Source organism: Chryseobacterium piscicola (genome assembly GCF_900156685.1).
GTDB lineage: Bacteria > Bacteroidota > Bacteroidia > Flavobacteriales > Weeksellaceae > Chryseobacterium > Chryseobacterium piscicola.
In genome coordinates, this window is sequence record NZ_FTOJ01000005.1 from 74,365 (window position 1) to 92,882 (window position 18,518).

The 18,518-nt window shown below is 32.2% G+C and carries 19 protein-coding genes; 17 read left to right on the forward strand and 2 right to left on the reverse strand.

Going from position 1 to position 18,518, the window contains the following annotated elements:
* The first annotated feature begins 172 nt into the window (after window positions 1–172).
* The 8 genes from BW939_RS09140 to BW939_RS09175 all read left to right on the forward strand — a co-directional run bounded on the left by BW939_RS09140 (window position 173) and on the right by BW939_RS09175 (window position 7,402).
* Window positions 173–487, forward strand: coding sequence for an HIRAN domain-containing protein (locus tag BW939_RS09140; protein WP_076451734.1), 315 nt, complete (start codon window positions 173–175; stop codon window positions 485–487).
* 755 nt (window positions 488–1,242) lie between these two features.
* Window positions 1,243–1,917, forward strand: a complete 675-nt coding sequence (locus tag BW939_RS09145) for an HAD family hydrolase (RefSeq protein ID WP_076451735.1) — start codon at window positions 1,243–1,245, stop codon at window positions 1,915–1,917.
* A gap of 1 nt (window position 1,918) precedes the next feature.
* Entirely contained in the window at window positions 1,919–2,743 is an 825-nt protein-coding gene (locus BW939_RS09150) for a phosphoribosyltransferase family protein (protein WP_076451736.1), read from the forward strand.
* Window positions 2,733–3,287 (forward strand): TerD family protein, encoded by a 555-nt coding sequence (locus BW939_RS09155; RefSeq protein WP_076451737.1) that lies wholly within the window; start codon window positions 2,733–2,735, stop codon window positions 3,285–3,287. The genes BW939_RS09150 and BW939_RS09155 overlap by 11 nt, the downstream gene beginning before the upstream one ends.
* Before the next feature lie 5 nt (window positions 3,288–3,292).
* Window positions 3,293–4,450, forward strand: a complete 1,158-nt coding sequence (locus BW939_RS09160) for a toxic anion resistance protein (protein ID WP_185115878.1) — start codon at window positions 3,293–3,295, stop codon at window positions 4,448–4,450.
* 38 nt (window positions 4,451–4,488) lie between these two features.
* Entirely contained in the window at window positions 4,489–5,409 is a 921-nt protein-coding gene (locus BW939_RS09165; protein WP_123891566.1) for a hypothetical protein, read from the forward strand.
* Between the two features lie 185 nt (window positions 5,410–5,594).
* On the forward strand, window positions 5,595–6,206 hold the full coding sequence (locus BW939_RS09170; RefSeq protein ID WP_076451739.1) for a TerD family protein: 612 nt from the start codon (window positions 5,595–5,597) through the stop codon (window positions 6,204–6,206).
* A 158-nt stretch (window positions 6,207–6,364) separates the two neighbouring features.
* On the forward strand, window positions 6,365–7,402 hold the full coding sequence (locus tag BW939_RS09175) for a TerC/Alx family metal homeostasis membrane protein (protein ID WP_076451740.1): 1,038 nt from the start codon (window positions 6,365–6,367) through the stop codon (window positions 7,400–7,402).
* Window positions 7,403–7,500: 98 nt separating this feature from the next.
* Here BW939_RS09175 and BW939_RS09180 read toward each other — a convergent pair whose 3' ends face one another.
* A complete protein-coding gene (locus tag BW939_RS09180; protein ID WP_228417179.1) occupies window positions 7,501–8,517 on the reverse strand; it encodes a catalase family protein in 1,017 nt (338 codons plus the stop codon).
* A gap of 339 nt (window positions 8,518–8,856) precedes the next feature.
* Here BW939_RS09180 and BW939_RS09185 point away from each other — a divergent pair, with 339 nt between their 5' ends.
* The 4 genes from BW939_RS09185 to BW939_RS09200 all read left to right on the forward strand — a co-directional run bounded on the left by BW939_RS09185 (window position 8,857) and on the right by BW939_RS09200 (window position 12,024).
* Window positions 8,857–9,918, forward strand: coding sequence for a hypothetical protein (locus tag BW939_RS09185; protein ID WP_123891565.1), 1,062 nt, complete (start codon window positions 8,857–8,859; stop codon window positions 9,916–9,918).
* 427 nt (window positions 9,919–10,345) lie between these two features.
* A complete protein-coding gene (locus BW939_RS09190; protein ID WP_076451743.1) occupies window positions 10,346–10,780 on the forward strand; it encodes an FKBP-type peptidyl-prolyl cis-trans isomerase in 435 nt (144 codons plus the stop codon).
* A gap of 89 nt (window positions 10,781–10,869) precedes the next feature.
* Entirely contained in the window at window positions 10,870–11,277 is a 408-nt protein-coding gene (locus tag BW939_RS09195; protein ID WP_076451744.1) for an Rrf2 family transcriptional regulator, read from the forward strand.
* 93 nt (window positions 11,278–11,370) lie between these two features.
* Window positions 11,371–12,024, forward strand: coding sequence for an NAD(P)-dependent oxidoreductase (locus BW939_RS09200; protein ID WP_076451745.1), 654 nt, complete (start codon window positions 11,371–11,373; stop codon window positions 12,022–12,024).
* Window positions 12,025–12,158: 134 nt separating this feature from the next.
* On the opposite strand, the gene BW939_RS09205 is transcribed toward BW939_RS09200, so the two are convergent.
* A complete protein-coding gene (locus tag BW939_RS09205) occupies window positions 12,159–13,172 on the reverse strand; it encodes a M23 family metallopeptidase (protein WP_084566634.1) in 1,014 nt (337 codons plus the stop codon).
* Between the two features lie 218 nt (window positions 13,173–13,390).
* On the opposite strand from BW939_RS09205, the gene BW939_RS09210 reads away from it, so the two are divergent.
* The 5 genes from BW939_RS09210 (at window position 13,391) to BW939_RS09230 (ending at window position 18,514) form a co-directional block, all read left to right on the forward strand.
* Window positions 13,391–14,428 (forward strand): NAD(P)H-dependent glycerol-3-phosphate dehydrogenase, encoded by a 1,038-nt coding sequence (locus BW939_RS09210; protein ID WP_076451891.1) that lies wholly within the window; start codon window positions 13,391–13,393, stop codon window positions 14,426–14,428.
* Window positions 14,429–14,863: 435 nt separating this feature from the next.
* A complete protein-coding gene (gene mqo, locus BW939_RS09215; protein ID WP_076451746.1) occupies window positions 14,864–16,366 on the forward strand; it encodes a malate dehydrogenase (quinone) in 1,503 nt (500 codons plus the stop codon).
* Between the two features lie 84 nt (window positions 16,367–16,450).
* The gene (locus BW939_RS09220) at window positions 16,451–16,849 is read left to right on the forward strand and encodes a hypothetical protein (protein ID WP_076451747.1); all 399 of its coding nucleotides are present in this window, start codon (window positions 16,451–16,453) and stop codon (window positions 16,847–16,849) included.
* The gene (locus BW939_RS09225) at window positions 16,846–17,538 is read left to right on the forward strand and encodes a DUF1684 domain-containing protein (RefSeq protein ID WP_084566635.1); all 693 of its coding nucleotides are present in this window, start codon (window positions 16,846–16,848) and stop codon (window positions 17,536–17,538) included. Before BW939_RS09220 ends, BW939_RS09225 begins: the two co-directional genes overlap by 4 nt.
* Window positions 17,539–17,704: 166 nt before the next feature.
* Complete coding sequence (locus BW939_RS09230; protein ID WP_076451748.1) at window positions 17,705–18,514, forward strand: glucose 1-dehydrogenase; 810 nt, start codon at window positions 17,705–17,707, stop codon at window positions 18,512–18,514.
* The last annotated feature ends 4 nt before the right edge of the window (window positions 18,515–18,518 follow it).

Below are 18,518 nucleotides of genomic sequence, written 5' to 3' on the forward strand. Positions count from 1 at the left end.
TACTTTGTAGGCGAAAAATGAAAACAACAAGTTTTCAAAAGTCAGCAAGAATACATAAAAAATATAATGAAACACTTACAATATATACCCAATTGATTTTTAAATCTAATAGCGGGAAGTTTTTTTAAAATGATGCTAACTTCCCGTTTAATACTATTTAACCTTTAAAAAAATGAAAACAGAATACTTAACAAACTTCAATATTGCTGGATTTACCTATTACGAAGGTGCTAGCGTTTTCAGTCAACTGAAAATTGGTTCCAGATTAAAATTGAAATTAGAAGAAAACAATAAGTACGACGCAAAAGCCGTTGCAATATATCATGGAAAAAGCAAAATAGGTTTTATACCAAAAACTGAAAACAGAATTTTTCACAAACTGTTGAAAGTAGGGTTGAAGAAAAACTTAAAAATAACCATTCAAAGGATTTCACCAAACGAGCATCCAGAAAATCAAGTTCAGGTGGTGGCGCATCTATTGGGCTGATTATTTTATCTTATTGTCCGCTATACGGCATCATTGAAAACCCTTTATATTTTTTGCTAAGTTTACACCTTTGCCCATATTTTTTTTAATTTTAATGGAATCGTTGAATTTTCATTTGTGAGCCTAAAAAACGGGTGCTAGTAAAAAAGAACTTTGTGATATTTACGCTAAAAATTGTCGTTATGAATAATAAAAGACAATCAAATTATTTTATCCTTAAAAAGGACAAATCCTAGAGATTTGTCCTTTTGTTTTAAACTATTTTAAAGAATGAAAAACATTCATTCGCATTTCAAAATTTTCCCAAAAAAAACTACAGTCGGAAAGTATCCTAGAGTTTGTGTATTAGAAAATAAAATTAATGAATGTAGCGAGATTATTTTTCATAAGTCTTAATTTTTAAAAGGTTTTTAAATGTACAGTTAGGTTTTCCATTAAAATCAAATAATTTCGGATATAGAAAAAAAAATACACTTCTGTTTAGGTATTTTGTTTTGGGTGTTTTAGTGGTAAATAAATGAAATTAGGATATTGTATTTATTATGTTTTTCTTGAAATAGGAGGATTTAATTTTAGTTTTTTACATTAAATTATAATTTACTCTAAAACCAATCTTAAATAATCTTAAAAAAAAAATTCTTTGAAAGAAAAATTTTATCTTTGGATTTAAAATAAGACACAAGATATGGATAAAAAAAATTTAATAACTAAAAATCTTTTTCAATAGAAGCTAAAACAATTTTACTTAAACCATTTTGAAAACAGATATCGACATCCGTAACCATGCTCATTTTTCTTTTGATTTATGGCTTACCTTAATAAAATCTCATCCTGAATTTAAAGCAAAAAGAGTTGAGCTATTTTCTTCTTTTTTTGAAGTCAGCAAACCCATAGTTGAAGTTGCGAAAGTGGTAAAATATTATGATGATTTGTGCAATACCATCAACGAAGTGAATGGTGGAAATATTGATACTTTTGAAATTTATCTTTTGATTTTGCAAGCTTTAGATATCAATTTGAAATCTATTAATAAAGAAAAATTAAACGAATTTTATCAAAAAAGTGAATCACTGTTTTTAGAATATAAACCAGTTATCATTTTCAAAAATTTGCATCAGTTTTTTGAAGAAATTAAAAATCAGGGAAAGACCATTAATATATTGAGCAATACTGGTTTCATAAAAGGAACAACGATGAGAAAGTTTTTAGTTGCAGAAAATCTTCATCAATACATCGATTTCCATATTTACTCTGATGAATTGAAAATTTCTAAACCAAATCCCCTAATTTTTCAGGAAGTAAAAAATTTAATTAAAAATAAAGATTTACAGAAAAATCAGATTTTGCATATTGGCGATAATCCGATTGCAGATTACAAAGGAGCTAAAGATTTTGGATTCAATGCCCTTTTACTAAAACCACAAATATAATATGAACAAACGCTACAGTTTACATAAAATAAATTCGGCAGATGAATTTACGTTTTCACCCGCAGAATACAGCTATTTCAAATATGGAGATAAATCCTATGCCGAGAAATTTGCAAAAGAACTTTTTGATGGGTTTTTGGCAGATCATCAAAAAATTTTAGATACAGATCAAGAGATTGTGGTATTGCCAAGTCCTTACATGGCGATTCCCACGGCTTCCAATTTTTTGTGTTTTTACTTCAAAAAGCAACTAGATTTTTATCTGTTCCAAAAAGGTAAACGCTCAAGCATCATCTCAAAAATCAACAGAAATCATACATATACCACAGATTATGGAAATTTGAGTTTTGAAGATCGTAAAAATTTGATTTCCAATGATACTTATTATCTAGATAAAGATTTTTTGAAAGGGAAACTTTGTATTTTTATAGATGATATCAAAATCACAGGAAGTCATGAATTTACCGTCAATAAAATCCTTAACCAATACAATGTAAACGCAGATTTTCTGTTTTTATATTATGCAGAGCTAATAAATTTTGAAATCGATCCGAAGATTGAAAACTTCTTTAATTATTACACTGTAAAAGAAGTAAAAGATGTTACAGAAGTAATGATGAAACCGAGCTTTCAGTTTAATACCAGGATTGTGAAATATATTTTAGGATTAGATTCAAGTAATTTTGATTATCTTACGTCTAAAATTAAAAAAGAGCAGATGGATCATCTTCTGGAGCTGGCCATCAGCAACAATTATCATTTAATAAAAGAATACGAAAATAATATCAACACTTTAACACAAACAGAACTTAATTATGGCTATTAACTTACAAAAAGGACAAAGAGAAAACATCAACGCACCCAAATTCACAATTGGTTTAGGGTGGGATACCAATAATACATCTACTGGTGGAGCTTTCGATTTGGATGCTTCTTTGTTTTTGTTGAATGACGGCAAAAAATTGGTTTCAGACAATCACTTCATTTTTTACAACAATCTTGAATCTCCAGATAAAGCAGTGATACACTCTGGTGATAATCTTACGGGCGATGGAGATGGAGATGACGAACAAATCAAAATAGATTTAACTAAAATTGATGATGCTGTAAAAGAAATTACAGTTGTAGTAACGATTCATGAGGCTGATGCAAGAAGACAAAATTTCGGACAAGTAAGAAATTCATTTATCAGAATTTTCAATACAGAAACCAACGAAGAGATTTTGAAGTATGAATTAGACGAAGATTTCTCTATAGAAACTGCAGTGGAATTCGGAAGAATATACAACAGAAATGGAGAATGGAAATTTGAAGCGGTAGGAAGCGGACAAAGAGATGGTCTAGAGAAATTTGTATCAATGTATCAATAATCATTATGGATAATCAAAATATAGATCCGTTACAGTCAATTGAGCCGTTGAAAACGTTTGAGCCAACTCCAATTGCACCAGCCCAGCCAACACAAAGTTCAGCTCCTGCAGTTTTAGTGGATAGAGACGGAAACGTAAATTTAAACCAAATTCAGGATGCAGACCGTCAAAAATACGAGTTGATGGCTAATGCAATTGATGAAGCTAATCCTGGTTCTATTGTGAATTTTGGTTCAGAGTTACAGAAAACTTTAGCCAATCAAAGTGATAGTTTCTTAGGAAATGTAAGAAGATCAAACTCTGGTGAGGTTGGGGAATTAATCAATAATTTATTGATTGAACTCAATTATGTAGACGTAGATGAGATCAACAACGGCGGTGTAAAAGGCTTCTTAAGCAGACTTCCTTTTATGAAAAAGATGATGAGCCAAGTGGATAATCTTTTTGCTAAATATGATAAAATAACCACCAATATAGACCAGATTTCTCATAAAGTAAATGCAGGAATCATTACTTCTACCAAAGATAATGCAGTTTTACAGACGATTTTTGATAGCAATGTCAACTCAATCAAAGCTATTGAAGAATTGGTGATTGCAGGAAATCTTAGAATGGAAAAAGCAACAGTAGAGTTGGCAAATATGGAAACAAATATTCAGAATTTTGCTGATTATCAAATTGCTGATAAAAGAGATTTTATCAACAGACTAGATAGGAGATTGGCAGATTTGAAGGTTGTACGCTTGATTATGATGCAGTCACTTCCCCAAATAAGACTGGTTCAAAACAATAACGTTTCGATTGCTGAAAAAGCACAAACAATTTTAACGACCACTTTACCGGTTTGGAAAAATCAATTATCATTGGCGGTTGCAATGCACAGACAGCAGCAAAATATTGAAGTTCAGCAGAAAGTTTCATCTACTACAGAAGAAATTTTGAGGAAAAATGCAGAACGACTAGGCCAAAACTCAATCAATGTAGCGAAAGCCAACGAGCAGACTATTGTATCAGCGGAAACATTGAAAGAAACTACTGCAATGTTGATTAATACCTTAAACGAGGTAAAACAGATTCAAAAACAAGGTACAGAAAGCAGAAGAAAACTAGATCAAGATTTACAGACTTTAGAATCAGAATTAAAAGCAAATATCAGAGGGTAAAATAAAGCAAAAGAGTGAATGATGAGGTGGTAAACATAATGTCTCAGAGTAAAAGAAGATTAACAAAGCTTAAACTTCTCTCTAATTTCTTTGAAAATATTGATATAATATCGGTGTACATCAAAACAGATATTATTCATAAATTATTCGAAGAAAATAAGACTTTAGATTACAATAAACTAGAGCTTTTTCATTTGCAATATACTGACAGCCTGATAGAACTGCTCACGAAAATTAAAAAAAAGAAAGAAAGTGATCTGTTGGCGACCATCAACGAAATTGATATCAACAATGAGTATATTTCTAGTTTTGAAGAGAAAAAAGTTGATTGTTTTGAAACAGACAGAAAAATTTACAGTGGAATTTTTTCTGAACATTTAAGAAAATTATACCAAGATCTTACGGATGGGAAATTTACGATCAATTGGAATGATGTTTTGTATTTCCACAAAAAATATGCAATAGAATTCTACAGAACAGCAGCCGACGAAACAAAATTGAAGTTGGGTAACGTTCCTTACTATCAGTATCAGGATTATTCGGTTGAGAGAAAATTATTGGGCAAACTGAATATTCAGAATTTTAAAGTTCGCTTCGTTTGTGGTTACAGAATTGGTCGTGAAGAATATGAATTGTTTAAAATTTTTAATTCAAATGAGCATTTTATATTTAATGTTGAAGAAAAAAAAATGTACTTGATTGATGATGAATTATCTTATTTAGATACTTCCGAAAACGAATCTAATCAAGCAATGCTAATGAATCAACTTAAAAAAAGGAATGAAGAACTAGAAGAAAATATTCTTGAACAGAAAAAAGTTCTTCCAGATGCAGTAAATACTGTTTTAAAAGATTACCAGCGAAATCTAGAAAACGTAGATATTATGAGCAAAATATTTGATGTGAACGAAGAAACCAATATTCTTAGGGCAATGTTGAATTTAAATTTAAATAATTGATTTAGAGTAAAAATATCTATTTTACCCAAATCTTGTAAAAGACTTGTTTTCTTTCTTGGGTGGAATACCTTTGCTAACGAAAAATAAGCAATAATTTTTTTTAAAAAACCTTTGATGACTTTGCTTAAAAATAAATTTTAGCAAAAAAACAAAGCTTCGAAATATAATATAACAAAAAAGTAAATATGGCAATTAACTTACAAAAAGGTCAGAGAATAAACCTTACAAAAGAAAACGGAACAACGCTTTCCCAAGCTTGTGTTGGCATCAACTGGGGTGCAATCGAGAAAAAAAGTTTCTTCGGTGGTGTTTCAAAAGAAGCAGTAGATTTAGACGGAAGCTGCATTTTGTATGATTCAAACAAAAATGCAACTGAAGTAATCTATTTCGGGAATCTAAAATCTAAAAATGGCTCTGTAAAACACAGCGGAGATGATTTAACGGGTGACGTAAATGGCGATGATGGTTTAGATAATGAAGTAATTACGGTGGATTTTGCAAATTTAGATTCTAATGTAGAGCACGTTGCTTTGGTTTTAAACAGTTATAAAGGTCAGGATTTCGGTACAATTCCTTTTGCGTCTATCAGAATATATGAAGGAACTCCTACAAGTGTGAGAGAAGTTTTTGCTAAATATGATATCGCCAATGATAAATCTTTCAGTGGGCACGTTGCCATGGTAATGGGCGTTTTCTACAAGAGAAATAACGAATGGAAATTCAATGCTATCGGAGATCCTACTACTGATAAAAAACTGGAGCAGACTATTGAAACCGTGAAGCAGAAATACCTGTAAAAAAATCAATTTAATTCTATGAGAACGATCTCTGGCACGTTTTCAAAATTTTGAAAAGTCATCTGGTTATAACCAGAACTTTTAATTAAAATAATTTTATTTAGCAATACCTGTATTTTTACAGCTATTGCTTTTGTAATGTAATAACAAAAAAAATAGTGGAACAACACAATATTTTAGATCTGCACCCGGGCCTGGTGTGGGGATTCGCAATAACGGTCGTTATCATGCTGCTCTTAGATTTAGGGGTTTTTAACAAAAAAAGTCATGAAGTTTCTTCAAAAGAAGCCACCATCTGGTCAGTTGTTTGGATCTCTCTTTCGATGATTTTTTCTGGTGTCGTGTATTGGGTTTTCAATTCCGACGGTTCGGCAGGAAGCCACGATATAGCTATAAATAAATTTACAGAATATCAGGCTGCTTATTGGGTAGAAAAAGCACTTTCTGTCGACAATCTTTTTGTATTTATCTTGGTTTTCGGCTTCTTTAAAGTGCCTAAATTTCTTCATCACAAAGTTTTATTCTGGGGAATTATCGGTGCTTTAATCTTCAGAGCGATTTTCATCTTTGCAGGAGTTGAGTTAATTGAATTAACTTATTTGCCAGAAATGAATATTTTCGGTCACCCTGTGAAAATAAACGTGGTAATGACACTTTTCGGATTGTTCTTGATCTATGCAGGAATTAAATCTTGGGGAGACGGCGATGGCGATGACGACGAAGATTACAGCGATACTGCAGGAGCTAAATTGATCAAAAGATTCTGGAAAGTTTCTGATAACTACGTTGGCGACAAATTCTTTACCGTACAAAACGGAATTAAAATGGCAACACCACTTTTGGTAGTGGTTGCGGTAATTGAGTTTACAGACGTCTTGTTTGCAGTAGATTCTATCCCCGCAATTTTTGCGATTTCAAAAGACCCTTTCATCTTGTACACATCCAATATTTTTGCAATTTTAGGATTGAGATCATTGTATTTCTTGCTGGCGAATTTCATTCACATGTTCAGCAAACTACCTTATGGTTTAGCGATTATTTTAGCTTTCATCGGTGTAAAAATGTTGATTGCACCTTGGTATCATATCTCTTCGCCAATTTCATTAGGGATTGTAGGAGGAGTATTGGTAATCTCGGTATTACTATCTGTAATTTTCCCTGATAAAAAGGAAGATGAAAAAGAAACAATAGAATAATAAATTTCAAAGGTTTTATAATTTCTAAAGCCTTTTTTATACATGCAAACCTTCAAGATTTTAAAACCTTGAAGGTTTTTTTATGTAGTAAATTTACTCTACTTGTATTTCAAAAGTTTATTAATTTTCTTTCTCGTCTGAAGTGAAACTTTGTATGCCTCGTCTCTCAATTTTTGAATTTTTCCTACCGGCTGAAAGATTTCTGCGCTCTCAAAGGGATTGAAAGATAGAAGCTCTTGGTCACAACTGTTGGGATGAAGAATAGCGTTTTTTTCAAATTTAATTCTTCCTAAAAGTACATCGGGTGTGTTTTTCCAATGTACATTCAGTTTGTTGATGGGTTGGTTTTTAAGATCATAACAGATTTGTATAAAAACATCAGCAGTATAGTCTAGGTCTTTAAAAAAAATACGGATTTTTTTTCTGTTCGTACCTTTCCGGATAAATTTCGAGGGAATATTTATGGGGACCACTTTTATTTTCACAATCTTATCGTCTAGTCTGTATGCACCAACCGAATAAAATTCATGTGAAAGGATAAAATCATTTCTTTTTTTTAGAAATTTAAAAATTTCAGATACAAAATCACGATTGAAGGTAGATGGTAAAATTTTGTATAAACTTTTGATCAACGGGAAAAATGTTCTTACTTTTTTTAAGTAAAATCTATTGATATTGGTAAATAATTTAAGAAAAACTGACGGTGAATTTACAGGAAATAGTGGGAAATTCACCAACGGAAAATTGGCAATCGTACGACCTCCTTCATCTTTTATTTTGAAGGCAAAACCATACGCAGGGATTTGCCGAGGCTTTTTGCTGATTTTCATATTGGCATTAGAAAGCCGCGCAATTATATCATATTCATCCTTATCAAAAAGATATTTAATGCTTGTACAAAGATCGGAGTTGATTTGTAAAACACCCTGAAGTACAGAATGGGTTTTTGCGTGTGCATTTCGTGTTGCAAAATTTACATCGCTGATTTCGGGAGAGCTTTCTACAAAATCTGCAATGCTTTTTTTAGCTTCTTCAAGCAACATTTTCTCATCGTAAGAAAGCTTATCAAAATGCTTATTATATTTCAAGGGATTCAACATAGTTTGAAAACTCAATGATAATAACAAGTTTTGAATTCTATGTTACATTAATATTAAACGTTTTTTAATAATTGCTGTGCTGTCAATAAAAGCGTTTTGCACCCTTACAGACGATAGTTTGAAGCAATTTTGTTGAAGAAAAAATGTTATTTTAAAGAATAAATTTTTTCGATACAGAAATTGATGAAGAATGGTACAGTTCAACATGACAAAGTACTGTATGCAATTACAATAAATTTTTATAGGTATGGTTCAAAAAAGAAGTTTTATTAGATATAATTAACACTTGTATTAGTGATATATTTCAAATCTTTTATTTACATTTGTGTGATTTAAATATTCACAACCAATAACATGAAAACTCGTAATCTATTTTTACCATGGGTAATAGTCTTTAGTCTCAGCATGAATGCGCAGATGAAGATCAATGAAAATAAGTACAATAAATTGATAAAAGGAGAAAAGCACTCCGAAGCATTAACCTATTTAAAGGAAAAAGGAATAGCAAATCCAGATACCTATTGGTTTAACAGAGATGCAGAGCAATTGGCTACTTTTTGTTTTGATCCCAATTTTGATGATAATAAGTATGACATTATTGTTAATTACGCCAACAATAGTTTCAAAGATATGAGTAATAAAGACAGGAGCTACAGTGAGGTGGCTAATTGCTATTTGGTAAAGGCAAATCATTACCTGTGGAAAGGAGATTTTGAGAAAGCAACACTTGCTTATAAAGAATCGCTCGTGAAATTAGAAAAATTCAAAAAAGAAAACGATATCAATCCACAAGATATAAAAGCAATTAAAAGTACAATTGATAGATATTATATCAACCAAACAGAAACTCAAAAAATGGCGAAAGCACTGAGGAATTTTGACGTCAGTGTTTTAAATTTATCTGAAGAAAAAGCTTACGAAGCAAGGCAAGAGATTAAAAAAATATTGGCAGTGTATGATCAACCTCACAAGGTTCATTTTATCACGTACGATGCTAATTCTCATATTAATAAAGAATTTTCTTCTTATTATTTTACAATGGGACATTTTTTTAGTAATTATTTTAAAAGTAATTTTTTCTATAATATGCCAAAAACAGCCAAAAACAAGTATTTCTCTGAAATAAATTTATACAATCTTTTTGATGATGATAAGTACAAAACAAAAGAAGAAGAATCTCTGCAAACAGAACAAAGAAAAGCTTCATTAATTAAAAAATACGGCAAAAGTTTTGGAGAATCAATTTTCGATGGAAAAATAAGTATAGGAATGACCAAAAAAATATTGGAAGATGAATTCAATAAGCCAAGAACAATAGATACTTATGAATATTCTGAATTTTGGACTTGGTCTAGCATTATGGTTACAATTGATAAAAAAACACAAATAGTAACCGGAATTACCCAACTGAAATGATGATTTGTAATTAATAGTTTTAAGGCTTTTTTTTTGATAAGAAAAGCCTTTTTATTTTTTTATCCTTTGTTATTATCCTTAAAATTAAAATCTACTTTAGATTCAGACCTATTTTTTTTTAATTTAATTTTTGCTTAGTTAGTTATTTTAAAAACGGTCTGTATTCTATCTTCATACAAAATATCTTGTAGATACTATATGTTCGTAGTTAATACAAAACCAGCCGAGCTGCCGGTATATTAAGAAAACTACAATTGCTATTTGAAACTTTTTATTTGCCAATGCGCTGTAGTAAGCATGATGAACAATAGCAGAGAGTCAATTTTTTTTTTAAAACACTGAACTTAATATACTTTAAATAAATTACGTCTTTTTTCATCTTACAACTTTTCAATCATTAATCTTATCTTTGCAAAAAGTATATATTATGGGCGTAGCAGATATGTTATTTAAAAAAAAGAAAGAAAAAGCTGAAAAAAACCTGAAAGACGGAATTGAATACATGGAAGAATACGGAAAAAGAGAATCTGTAGTGAAACTTCCAAGCGGCCTTTTCTATGAAATTATTACAGAAGGAGACGGAGAAAAACCAGGCCCAAGATCAAATGTAAAATGCCATTATCACGGTACTACAATTACGGGTAAAATATTCGATAGTTCAGTAAAAAGAGGAACTCCAGCATCATTTCCTTTAAATAAAGTGATAAAAGGTTGGACAGAAGCCTTGCAGCTTATGCCTGTCGGAAGCAAATGGAGATTGATTCTTCCACCACATTTGGCTTATGGCGATCAAGAAATCAGCAAAGAAATAGGACCAAATTCTACATTGATTTTTGAAGTAGAACTTTTAGGAATCAAATAAACTACAAGCAGTCTTCGGATTGCTTTTATTTTAAACTTTAATGTAATTAAAATTGTTACATTAAAATTTTTATATCTTTGCAAAGTAATATGAGTAATACAAGATTTGCTACTGCGATACACATTATGACTCTTTTGGCTAAATGCCAAGAAGAATGGTTAACGTCTGATTGGATTGCTGGTAGCATTAATATCAATCCTGTAATTGTTCGTAAAGAATTGGGAATTCTTAGAGATGCTAATCTTGTAGTCAGTAAACAAGGAAAAGTAGGAGGAAGTCAAATAGCTTCAGATCCATCAAAAATCAAAATTTCAGATATTTACAAAGCCGTAAAAAACTCTGAAGTTTTAGGCAAAAAAAATCAAAATCCGAATCCTATTTGCCCTATAGGAAAAGATATTAATGAAAATTTGAAAAATTTATTTATCGAAACAGATCAGATTGTAATTAATTTTTTAGGGAATAAAAACCTGAAAGAATTTTCAGATCAATTCTAAAAAAATTTTGATAAAAATGTAACAAAAGTTATTACATTTAAATATTAAACAAATAAAACCTAAAGGTTATTGAATCCTTAAAATAAAAAAAGTATGAACAAAAAAGTAGCGGTAATCGGTGCAACAGGCTTTGTTGGCTCCCATGTAGTAAAAGAATTAGCCAACAGAGGATATCAAGTTGAAGCTTTGGCAAGAGACATATCTAAAGTTCCAGCTCTGGAAAATGTTTCAGCAAAAAGCATTAATATCAACAATTCAGAAGAGCTTTCAGAAGCTTTAAAAGGTAATGATGCAGTAATAAATACCTTTAACCCGGGGTGGACAAATCCTAATCTATATGATGATTTTCTGAAGGGATCTCTCAAAATTGAAAAAGCTGTAGAAAATTCGGGAGTAAAAAGATTCATCACTGTGGGTGGTGCGGGAAGTTTGTTTATAGACGGAAATCAGTTGGTTGATAGTCCAGATTTTCCTGCAGATATCAAACCAGGTGCTACAGCAGCAAGAGATTATCTCAATAAAATAAAAGAGAATACTGTTTTAGATTGGACTTTTTTCAGCCCTGCAATAGAAATGCACCCAGGAACGGCAGGTGTAAGAGTTGGTAAGTACAGAACTGCTCTAGAAAACCCTGTTTTTAATGAAGAGGGAAGAAGTGTGCTTTCTGTAGAAGATGTAGCAGTGGTTTTGGTAGATGAGCTGGAGCAGAATAACCATATTCGTGAGCGTTTTACTGCTGCCTATTGATAGAAGCTATTCAAACAAACCACAACTGAGCCTTATCTTAAGCATTCAGGTAAAAGCTGGTTAAACTAGATACGAAAAAAGAACCGGCGGCACCAATAGTGCAGCCGGTTCTTTTATGATGTAAGTAAAGTATTTTACAAATTAATAAATAATTTAGGATTTACAGGGGTATTGTTTTTGTGCACTTCGTAGTGAAGATGTGGCCCTGTAGAACGTCCGGAGTTTCCAGATTTTGCAATCACTTGTCCTACTTTTATCTTATCATTGGTTTTAGCAACCAGCTGAGACAAATGGCCATAAAGTGTTGCCAAGCCATTTCCGTGAGAAACAATTACACAATTGCCGTATCCTCCTTTTTGACCAGAAAATATTACTGTTCCTGCAGCAGTAGCAATCACATTAGATCCAAACGGAACCGCAATATCCAAACCTTTATGAAACTGCATTTGGTCTGCTTCTGCAGGAGCGTTGTTTTTTTCCATCGGCTGGTTTTTTACAAAAGTACTTTGAGTTGGCGTTGCTGGAATTGATTTTGATGCAATAGGTGTTTTCGGCGTTACCATTACTTTTATTTCTCTTTTATTTCCGTAGCTGTCGGTTACTTCAATTATTTTTTCTACCGGAGTTGCTTTTACTTCCGGAGCAGAAGATACAGAAACAGTAGAAGGGGATTCATTTTTTGTAGCCGAGACAGACGCTAGAACTCTTTTGAAAGGAATAGGGTTTTTCCTGATTCCGAAATTCGAAGAAATATATCCTTCAGAAGGCATTCCCAAAGGAACCTGTTGTAGCTTTTCTTGCAAATTCATAAGATATTCGCTGTATCTGTTCACTTGTTTTGAAAGATAAATAGAATTTGAGATACTATCTTGATCCAAAACCTCAAGTTTTCCGTTATTAATGTTTTTAGATTTCAAAAAAGAATTAAGTTCAGTAACGGTTTTATCTACCATTCCTAGGTCTGTTTTCATTTTCAAATAATCTACACTGTCTTTTTCGGTATTTATTTTTACAAGATTTACTTCGTAGGTTTTGTCATCTTTTTGATTGAATAATTTGGCAATAAATATGCTTTGAGCGAAAACAACGCCTGAAAGTAAACCAATAAAAATGGTTACTTTTTTTTTGTTTGATAAAAAATTCTTCATTTTTCTTTCATTAAAGTTACTTACACTAGAAGCGTGCAAATTTACTTAAAATATTTTTCTTGAAAATTTCAGCTTTAAAACAGCTATAGTCATTATTAAACGTAGATTTTTGTGGAAAATTGTTTGTAATATTAAAATTTCACAAAGATTTTGATAATATGTATTTCATTGTTTCATTATTTGATGGTTTTAATATATTTGCAATTCAGAGTATCAATATGGCGAAGAAAAAAACAAATTCAGATTCTACCTTAAAACAATCTAAAACAGATATTGCAGTTGGTGTTTTAGGAAGCGGAAGTTTTGCAACAGCAATTGTAAAAATGTTGGTCGAAAACTGTAAAACTGTACACTGGTGCGTAAGAAACGAGTTTGTAAAAGGAGCAATTGAGCTAAGAGGGCACAATCCAACTTATCTTACTGCAGTTAACTTTAATTTAAAAAATTTAAAACTCACCACAGACATCAATGAAATGGTGACTGCTTGTGACATCGTGGTTTTGGCAACACCGTCTATTTATCTTTCAGATTCTATGGATAAGATGAATTGTGAATACGGAGATAAAGTTTTCGTTTCTGCCATCAAAGGAATTATTCCGAAGGTGAACAATATAGTGGCTCATTACCTAAAAGATGAATTTAAAATAGGTTTTAGAAATCAAGCAGTAATCGCAGGACCCTGTCACGCAGAGGAAGTGGCAATGGAAAGGCTTTCTTATCTTACTGTAGCAACTGTTGAGGAAGAAAATTCAAAAAAACTTTTAGAAATTCTCTCATCAGATTTTATCAAGGTAAGCGCAAGCAAAGATATTTTGGGTAACGAATACAGTGCGATTCTCAAAAATATTTTTGCCATAGGAGCGGGTATTGCAAGCGGATTGGGGTATGGGGATAACTTTACCGCAGTTTTCGTATCCAACGCAATCCGAGAGATGGAAACTTTTCTGGAAGCCATTTACGAAGCACCAAGAGATGTGAACGAAAGTGCTTATTTGGGAGATTTACTCGTAACTGCGTATTCCCTTTTCTCCAGAAACCGAAATTTGGGCAATTTAATAGGCAAAGGGTATACGGTAAAATCAGCAATTCAATCTATGAACATGGTTGCGGAAGGATATTATGCAGCAGATTCTATCTACAAAACAGCTCAGGAAAAAGACCTCAAGCTTCCAATCATAGAAACCATTTACGGAATTCTTTATGAAGGTAAAAACGCCGAAAAACAATTCAGAAAACTTACAGCAAAACTGAATTAATCGAAATGTAAAATCTCCTATCTCAGGAGATTTTTTTTGTCATATTCTATCATCACTGTAACTTGTTTACAATTTGTCTGCAATTACCTGTAAATGCTTTACAAACGCTGTCTATTAACGATAAAAAAAACGGAAGTCGATACGCAAAGAATTTTACTTATTTTGGAATGATAAAGATTTAAGATAAAAAAAAGGGTTGTAATTTTTAAATCTATAGAAAGGAATTTGAAATCATTATTTATAAAAATTCCTTTTCCTGAATTTGATGCATTGGTGGACGGAAAATTTTACAGTAGGTTAACCCACGCTGCTTTAAAAATAAAATGGCGATGCAATAATTTTTATTTTAATAGTGAATATTATCAATTTAATAATGTATCATTAAGTACTATTTTTGAAAACTTTTCACGAAATTCGTAGTAAATTTTTTTACTAATGCCACACACTCTCCTCAGTAGAACACCAAAATCAAAATATGACGTCGTAATGATTGGCGGTGGCATCATGAGTGCCACTCTAGCTACTATACTTCATGAGCTGGATCCTCAACTGAATATTGCTATTTTTGAAAGATTAGGAAGATTTGCAAAAGAAAGCACAGCCGCTTGGAATAATGCCGGTACAGGTCACTCAGCATTTTGTGAACTCAACTATACCCCAGAAAAAGCGGATGGAAGCATAGATATTTCAAAAGCTGAAGGTATTGCTGAACAGTTTGAGGTTTCAAAGCAATTTTGGTCTTTTCTGATCCATAAAAACTATATAGATACTCCGCAGGATTTTGTAAATTCATGCCCACACCTCAGTTTAGTTTTTGGACAAAATGACGCCGATTTTTTAAAAAAACGCTTCGATAATATGTCGAAATCTGTACTTTTTGCAGGGATGGAATTTTCTACTGATCACGAAAAACTAAGAGAGTGGATTCCTTTGGTTATGAGCAAACGAAATAAATCTGAAGTTTTGGCAGCTACAAAAATGGATGCCGGTACAGATGTGAATTTTGGTACACTCACAAGAAAAATGGGTAGGCATTTGATCACTAATACCAATGTGGAGATTTTTCTTTACACCGAAGTGAAAGACATTGATCCTATTGCAAATGGCTGGAAAATGAGGGTGAAAGATCGTACGCACAATATTAAACACGACGTTTCAGCAGATTTTGTATTTATTGGAGCAGGCGGTTATGCATTACCACTTTTAGAGAGCTCAGATATCGAAGAAAGTGCTGGCTACGGAGGATTTCCGGTTTCGGGGCAGTGGCTTGTAACGCACAATCCAGAATTGGTAGATAAACACGAAGCAAAGGTTTATACACAAGCACCAGTTGGCGCACCTCCCATGTCTGTTCCTCATTTAGATCTTAGGATTATTGATGGTAAAAAAGCATTGCTTTTCGGACCATTTGCTGGGTTTTCTACTAAGTTTTTAAAGGAAGGAAGCTATCTAGATCTTCCCGAAAGTGTGAATACAAAAAATATCAAATCTCTTTTTGGCGCATGGTGGCATAACCTTCCGTTAACAAAATATCTTATTCAGCAAGTGGCAATGAATAAGGCTCAGAGAGTGCAACATTTGAGGGAATTTGTAAAAGATGCCAAAGAAGAAGATTGGGATTTGAAAATCGCAGGACAGAGAGTACAAATCATTAAAAAAGATGATAAAGACGGCGGTAAATTAGAATTTGGAACAGAGGTAGTAACTAACAAAAGCGGTACCATTGCATCATTACTAGGAGCTTCTCCAGGTGCTTCAACAGCTGTAAGCGCAATGATTACCGTTCTCGAAAAATGTTTCCCAGAAAAAATGAATAACGAATGGAAACACAAAATGAAAGACATCATTCCGTCGTACGGTACGAAACTTTCTGAAAATCCGGAAATGGTAAATAGGCTGAGAGCCTACAGTAAAGAAAAGCTAAAACTCAAATATTAATTATCAATATTAGGTAGTAAGTAATACGCAATATGTAGAATTATGTAAATTACTCAGTACCCATTGTTCATTACCTATAAAAAAGTGGAAGAAGTAATTGTAAAACCTATCATTGAAAAAGAGTTGCTCGAATCTCTGAGAACTAAAATTGAAGAAGAAAAACAAGTAATTGTGCATTGTTGTTTTCCTGCTTCGCCATCTTTGGGAAATCTTATTAGAATTTGGAATACAACCTATCTTATAGACAATCATTCTGATCATAGAAGCAAACTCATTCACGCAGAAAATATTTCGATTTTCCCTTATTGGACGGCAGTGCCGTTTATGAAAGATTTTTGGTTTACTTTAATTTTTTCTGGACTTCCGAAAGAGTGTAAGAGTTTTGATTTTCAAGAAGTAATCCCAGAAGAAGGTGGTTTTTTTGTGAAATCAATCAAAAGAAATTCTTCGGATATTTACAGAATAAAAATTTCAGAATCATGAGGAAAGCAATAGTTTTTTTAATCGCCTCTTTTTTTATTCCGTTTGCGGGATTTTCTCAAGAAAATAAATCTGAAAAAATAGAAGTGCGTACAATCAATCCTATTATTTGTAAGTATCCTTCACCAGCAAAAAATAAAAAAATTGTAGACGATATAGAAAAATTTCAGAGTAATTTAAACAAAGAATATTTAGATCCCAAAGAAACACCTTTGAGAGGTGATAATTTTAAAAATTTTAAAAAACATCCCTTTTTTTCTATTAATCTGAAATACCGTGTTACAGCCCAATTTGTGAAAAACGAAAATCCAAAACCTTTTGATTTGCCAACATCTTCTGGTAAATCAAAGCAATACCAGGAATACGGTAAGGCTTATTTTAATTTGGAAGGAAAAGATTTTATTTTAAACATCTATCAGAGTTTAGATTTAATGAAATTGGAAGAGTATAAAAATTATCTTTTTCTACCTTTCGGAGATCTTACCAACAACAAAGAAACCTACGGCGGAGGGAAATACATCGACCTTACGATTCTAAAAGGAAATACAATTATTATAGATTTTAACCAATCTTATCATCCCTATTGTGCCTATAATGCGTACGATTATAATTGCCCCATCGTACCAGCAGAGAATAAAATTTCATTAGAAATAAGAGTAGGAGTAATGTATGATGATGTGTACCATCATTAAATTTTGATATGTTTAAGAAGTTATAAACCAAAATATTTTTCTAAGCTTGATTTGTCTTTCTATGCAAAATCAAATTTAGTTTTCTACATTTTTAGATTAAATAAAATCTCAATTTTCTAGTTTGGCGTGATACTTTCAATTGGTTTTTAATAATAAAAATCATTCTATGGAAATTTCTCTTAAAAAGCAGATTGCTATTGTTACAGGAGCATCTAGCGGTATTGGAACGGGTATAGCAAAATCTTTGGCTGCAGCCGGTGCAATAGTAGTCATCAATCATTCATCAGAAAATTCAAAAGGTGAAGCGGAATCTATTTTAAATGAAATTATTGAAAAAGGAGGTGAAGGGATGGTTTTTAAATGTGATGTATCCAATGAAGATGAAGTAAAATTGATGTTTGAAAAAACGATTTCAAAATTTGGAACAGTTGATATTTTAATCAATAATGCAGGTCTTCAAAAAGATGCTGAATTTACAGAAATGACCGTTGAAGATTGGGATAAGGTAATGAATGTGAATCTCAGAGGGCAGTTTCTGTGCGCCCGTGAGGCTATTAAAGAATTTCTGAGACGCGGTATTGATTTGTCTAAATCTGTAGCCTGCGGAAAAATTATTCATATCAGTTCTGTACACGAACTTATTCCTTGGGCAGGTCATGTAAATTATGCAGCCAGTAAAGGTGGTGTTAAACTTCTGATGCAATCTTTAGCGCAAGAATATGGCGCAAAGAAAATAAGAGTGAATTCTATTTGTCCGGGAGCAATTAAAACACCGATTAATAAGGAAGCATGGGGAACTGAAGAAGCTTTAGATGATTTGCTTAAACTTATTCCTTACGACAGAATTGGTCAACCTGAAGATGTGGGAAATCTTGCTGTATTTTTGGCAAGTGATTTCTCAGATTACATTACCGGATCCAGCATTTTCGTAGATGGAGGAATGAGTGTTCTCGAAAGTTTTTCAAAAGGAGGATAAATTT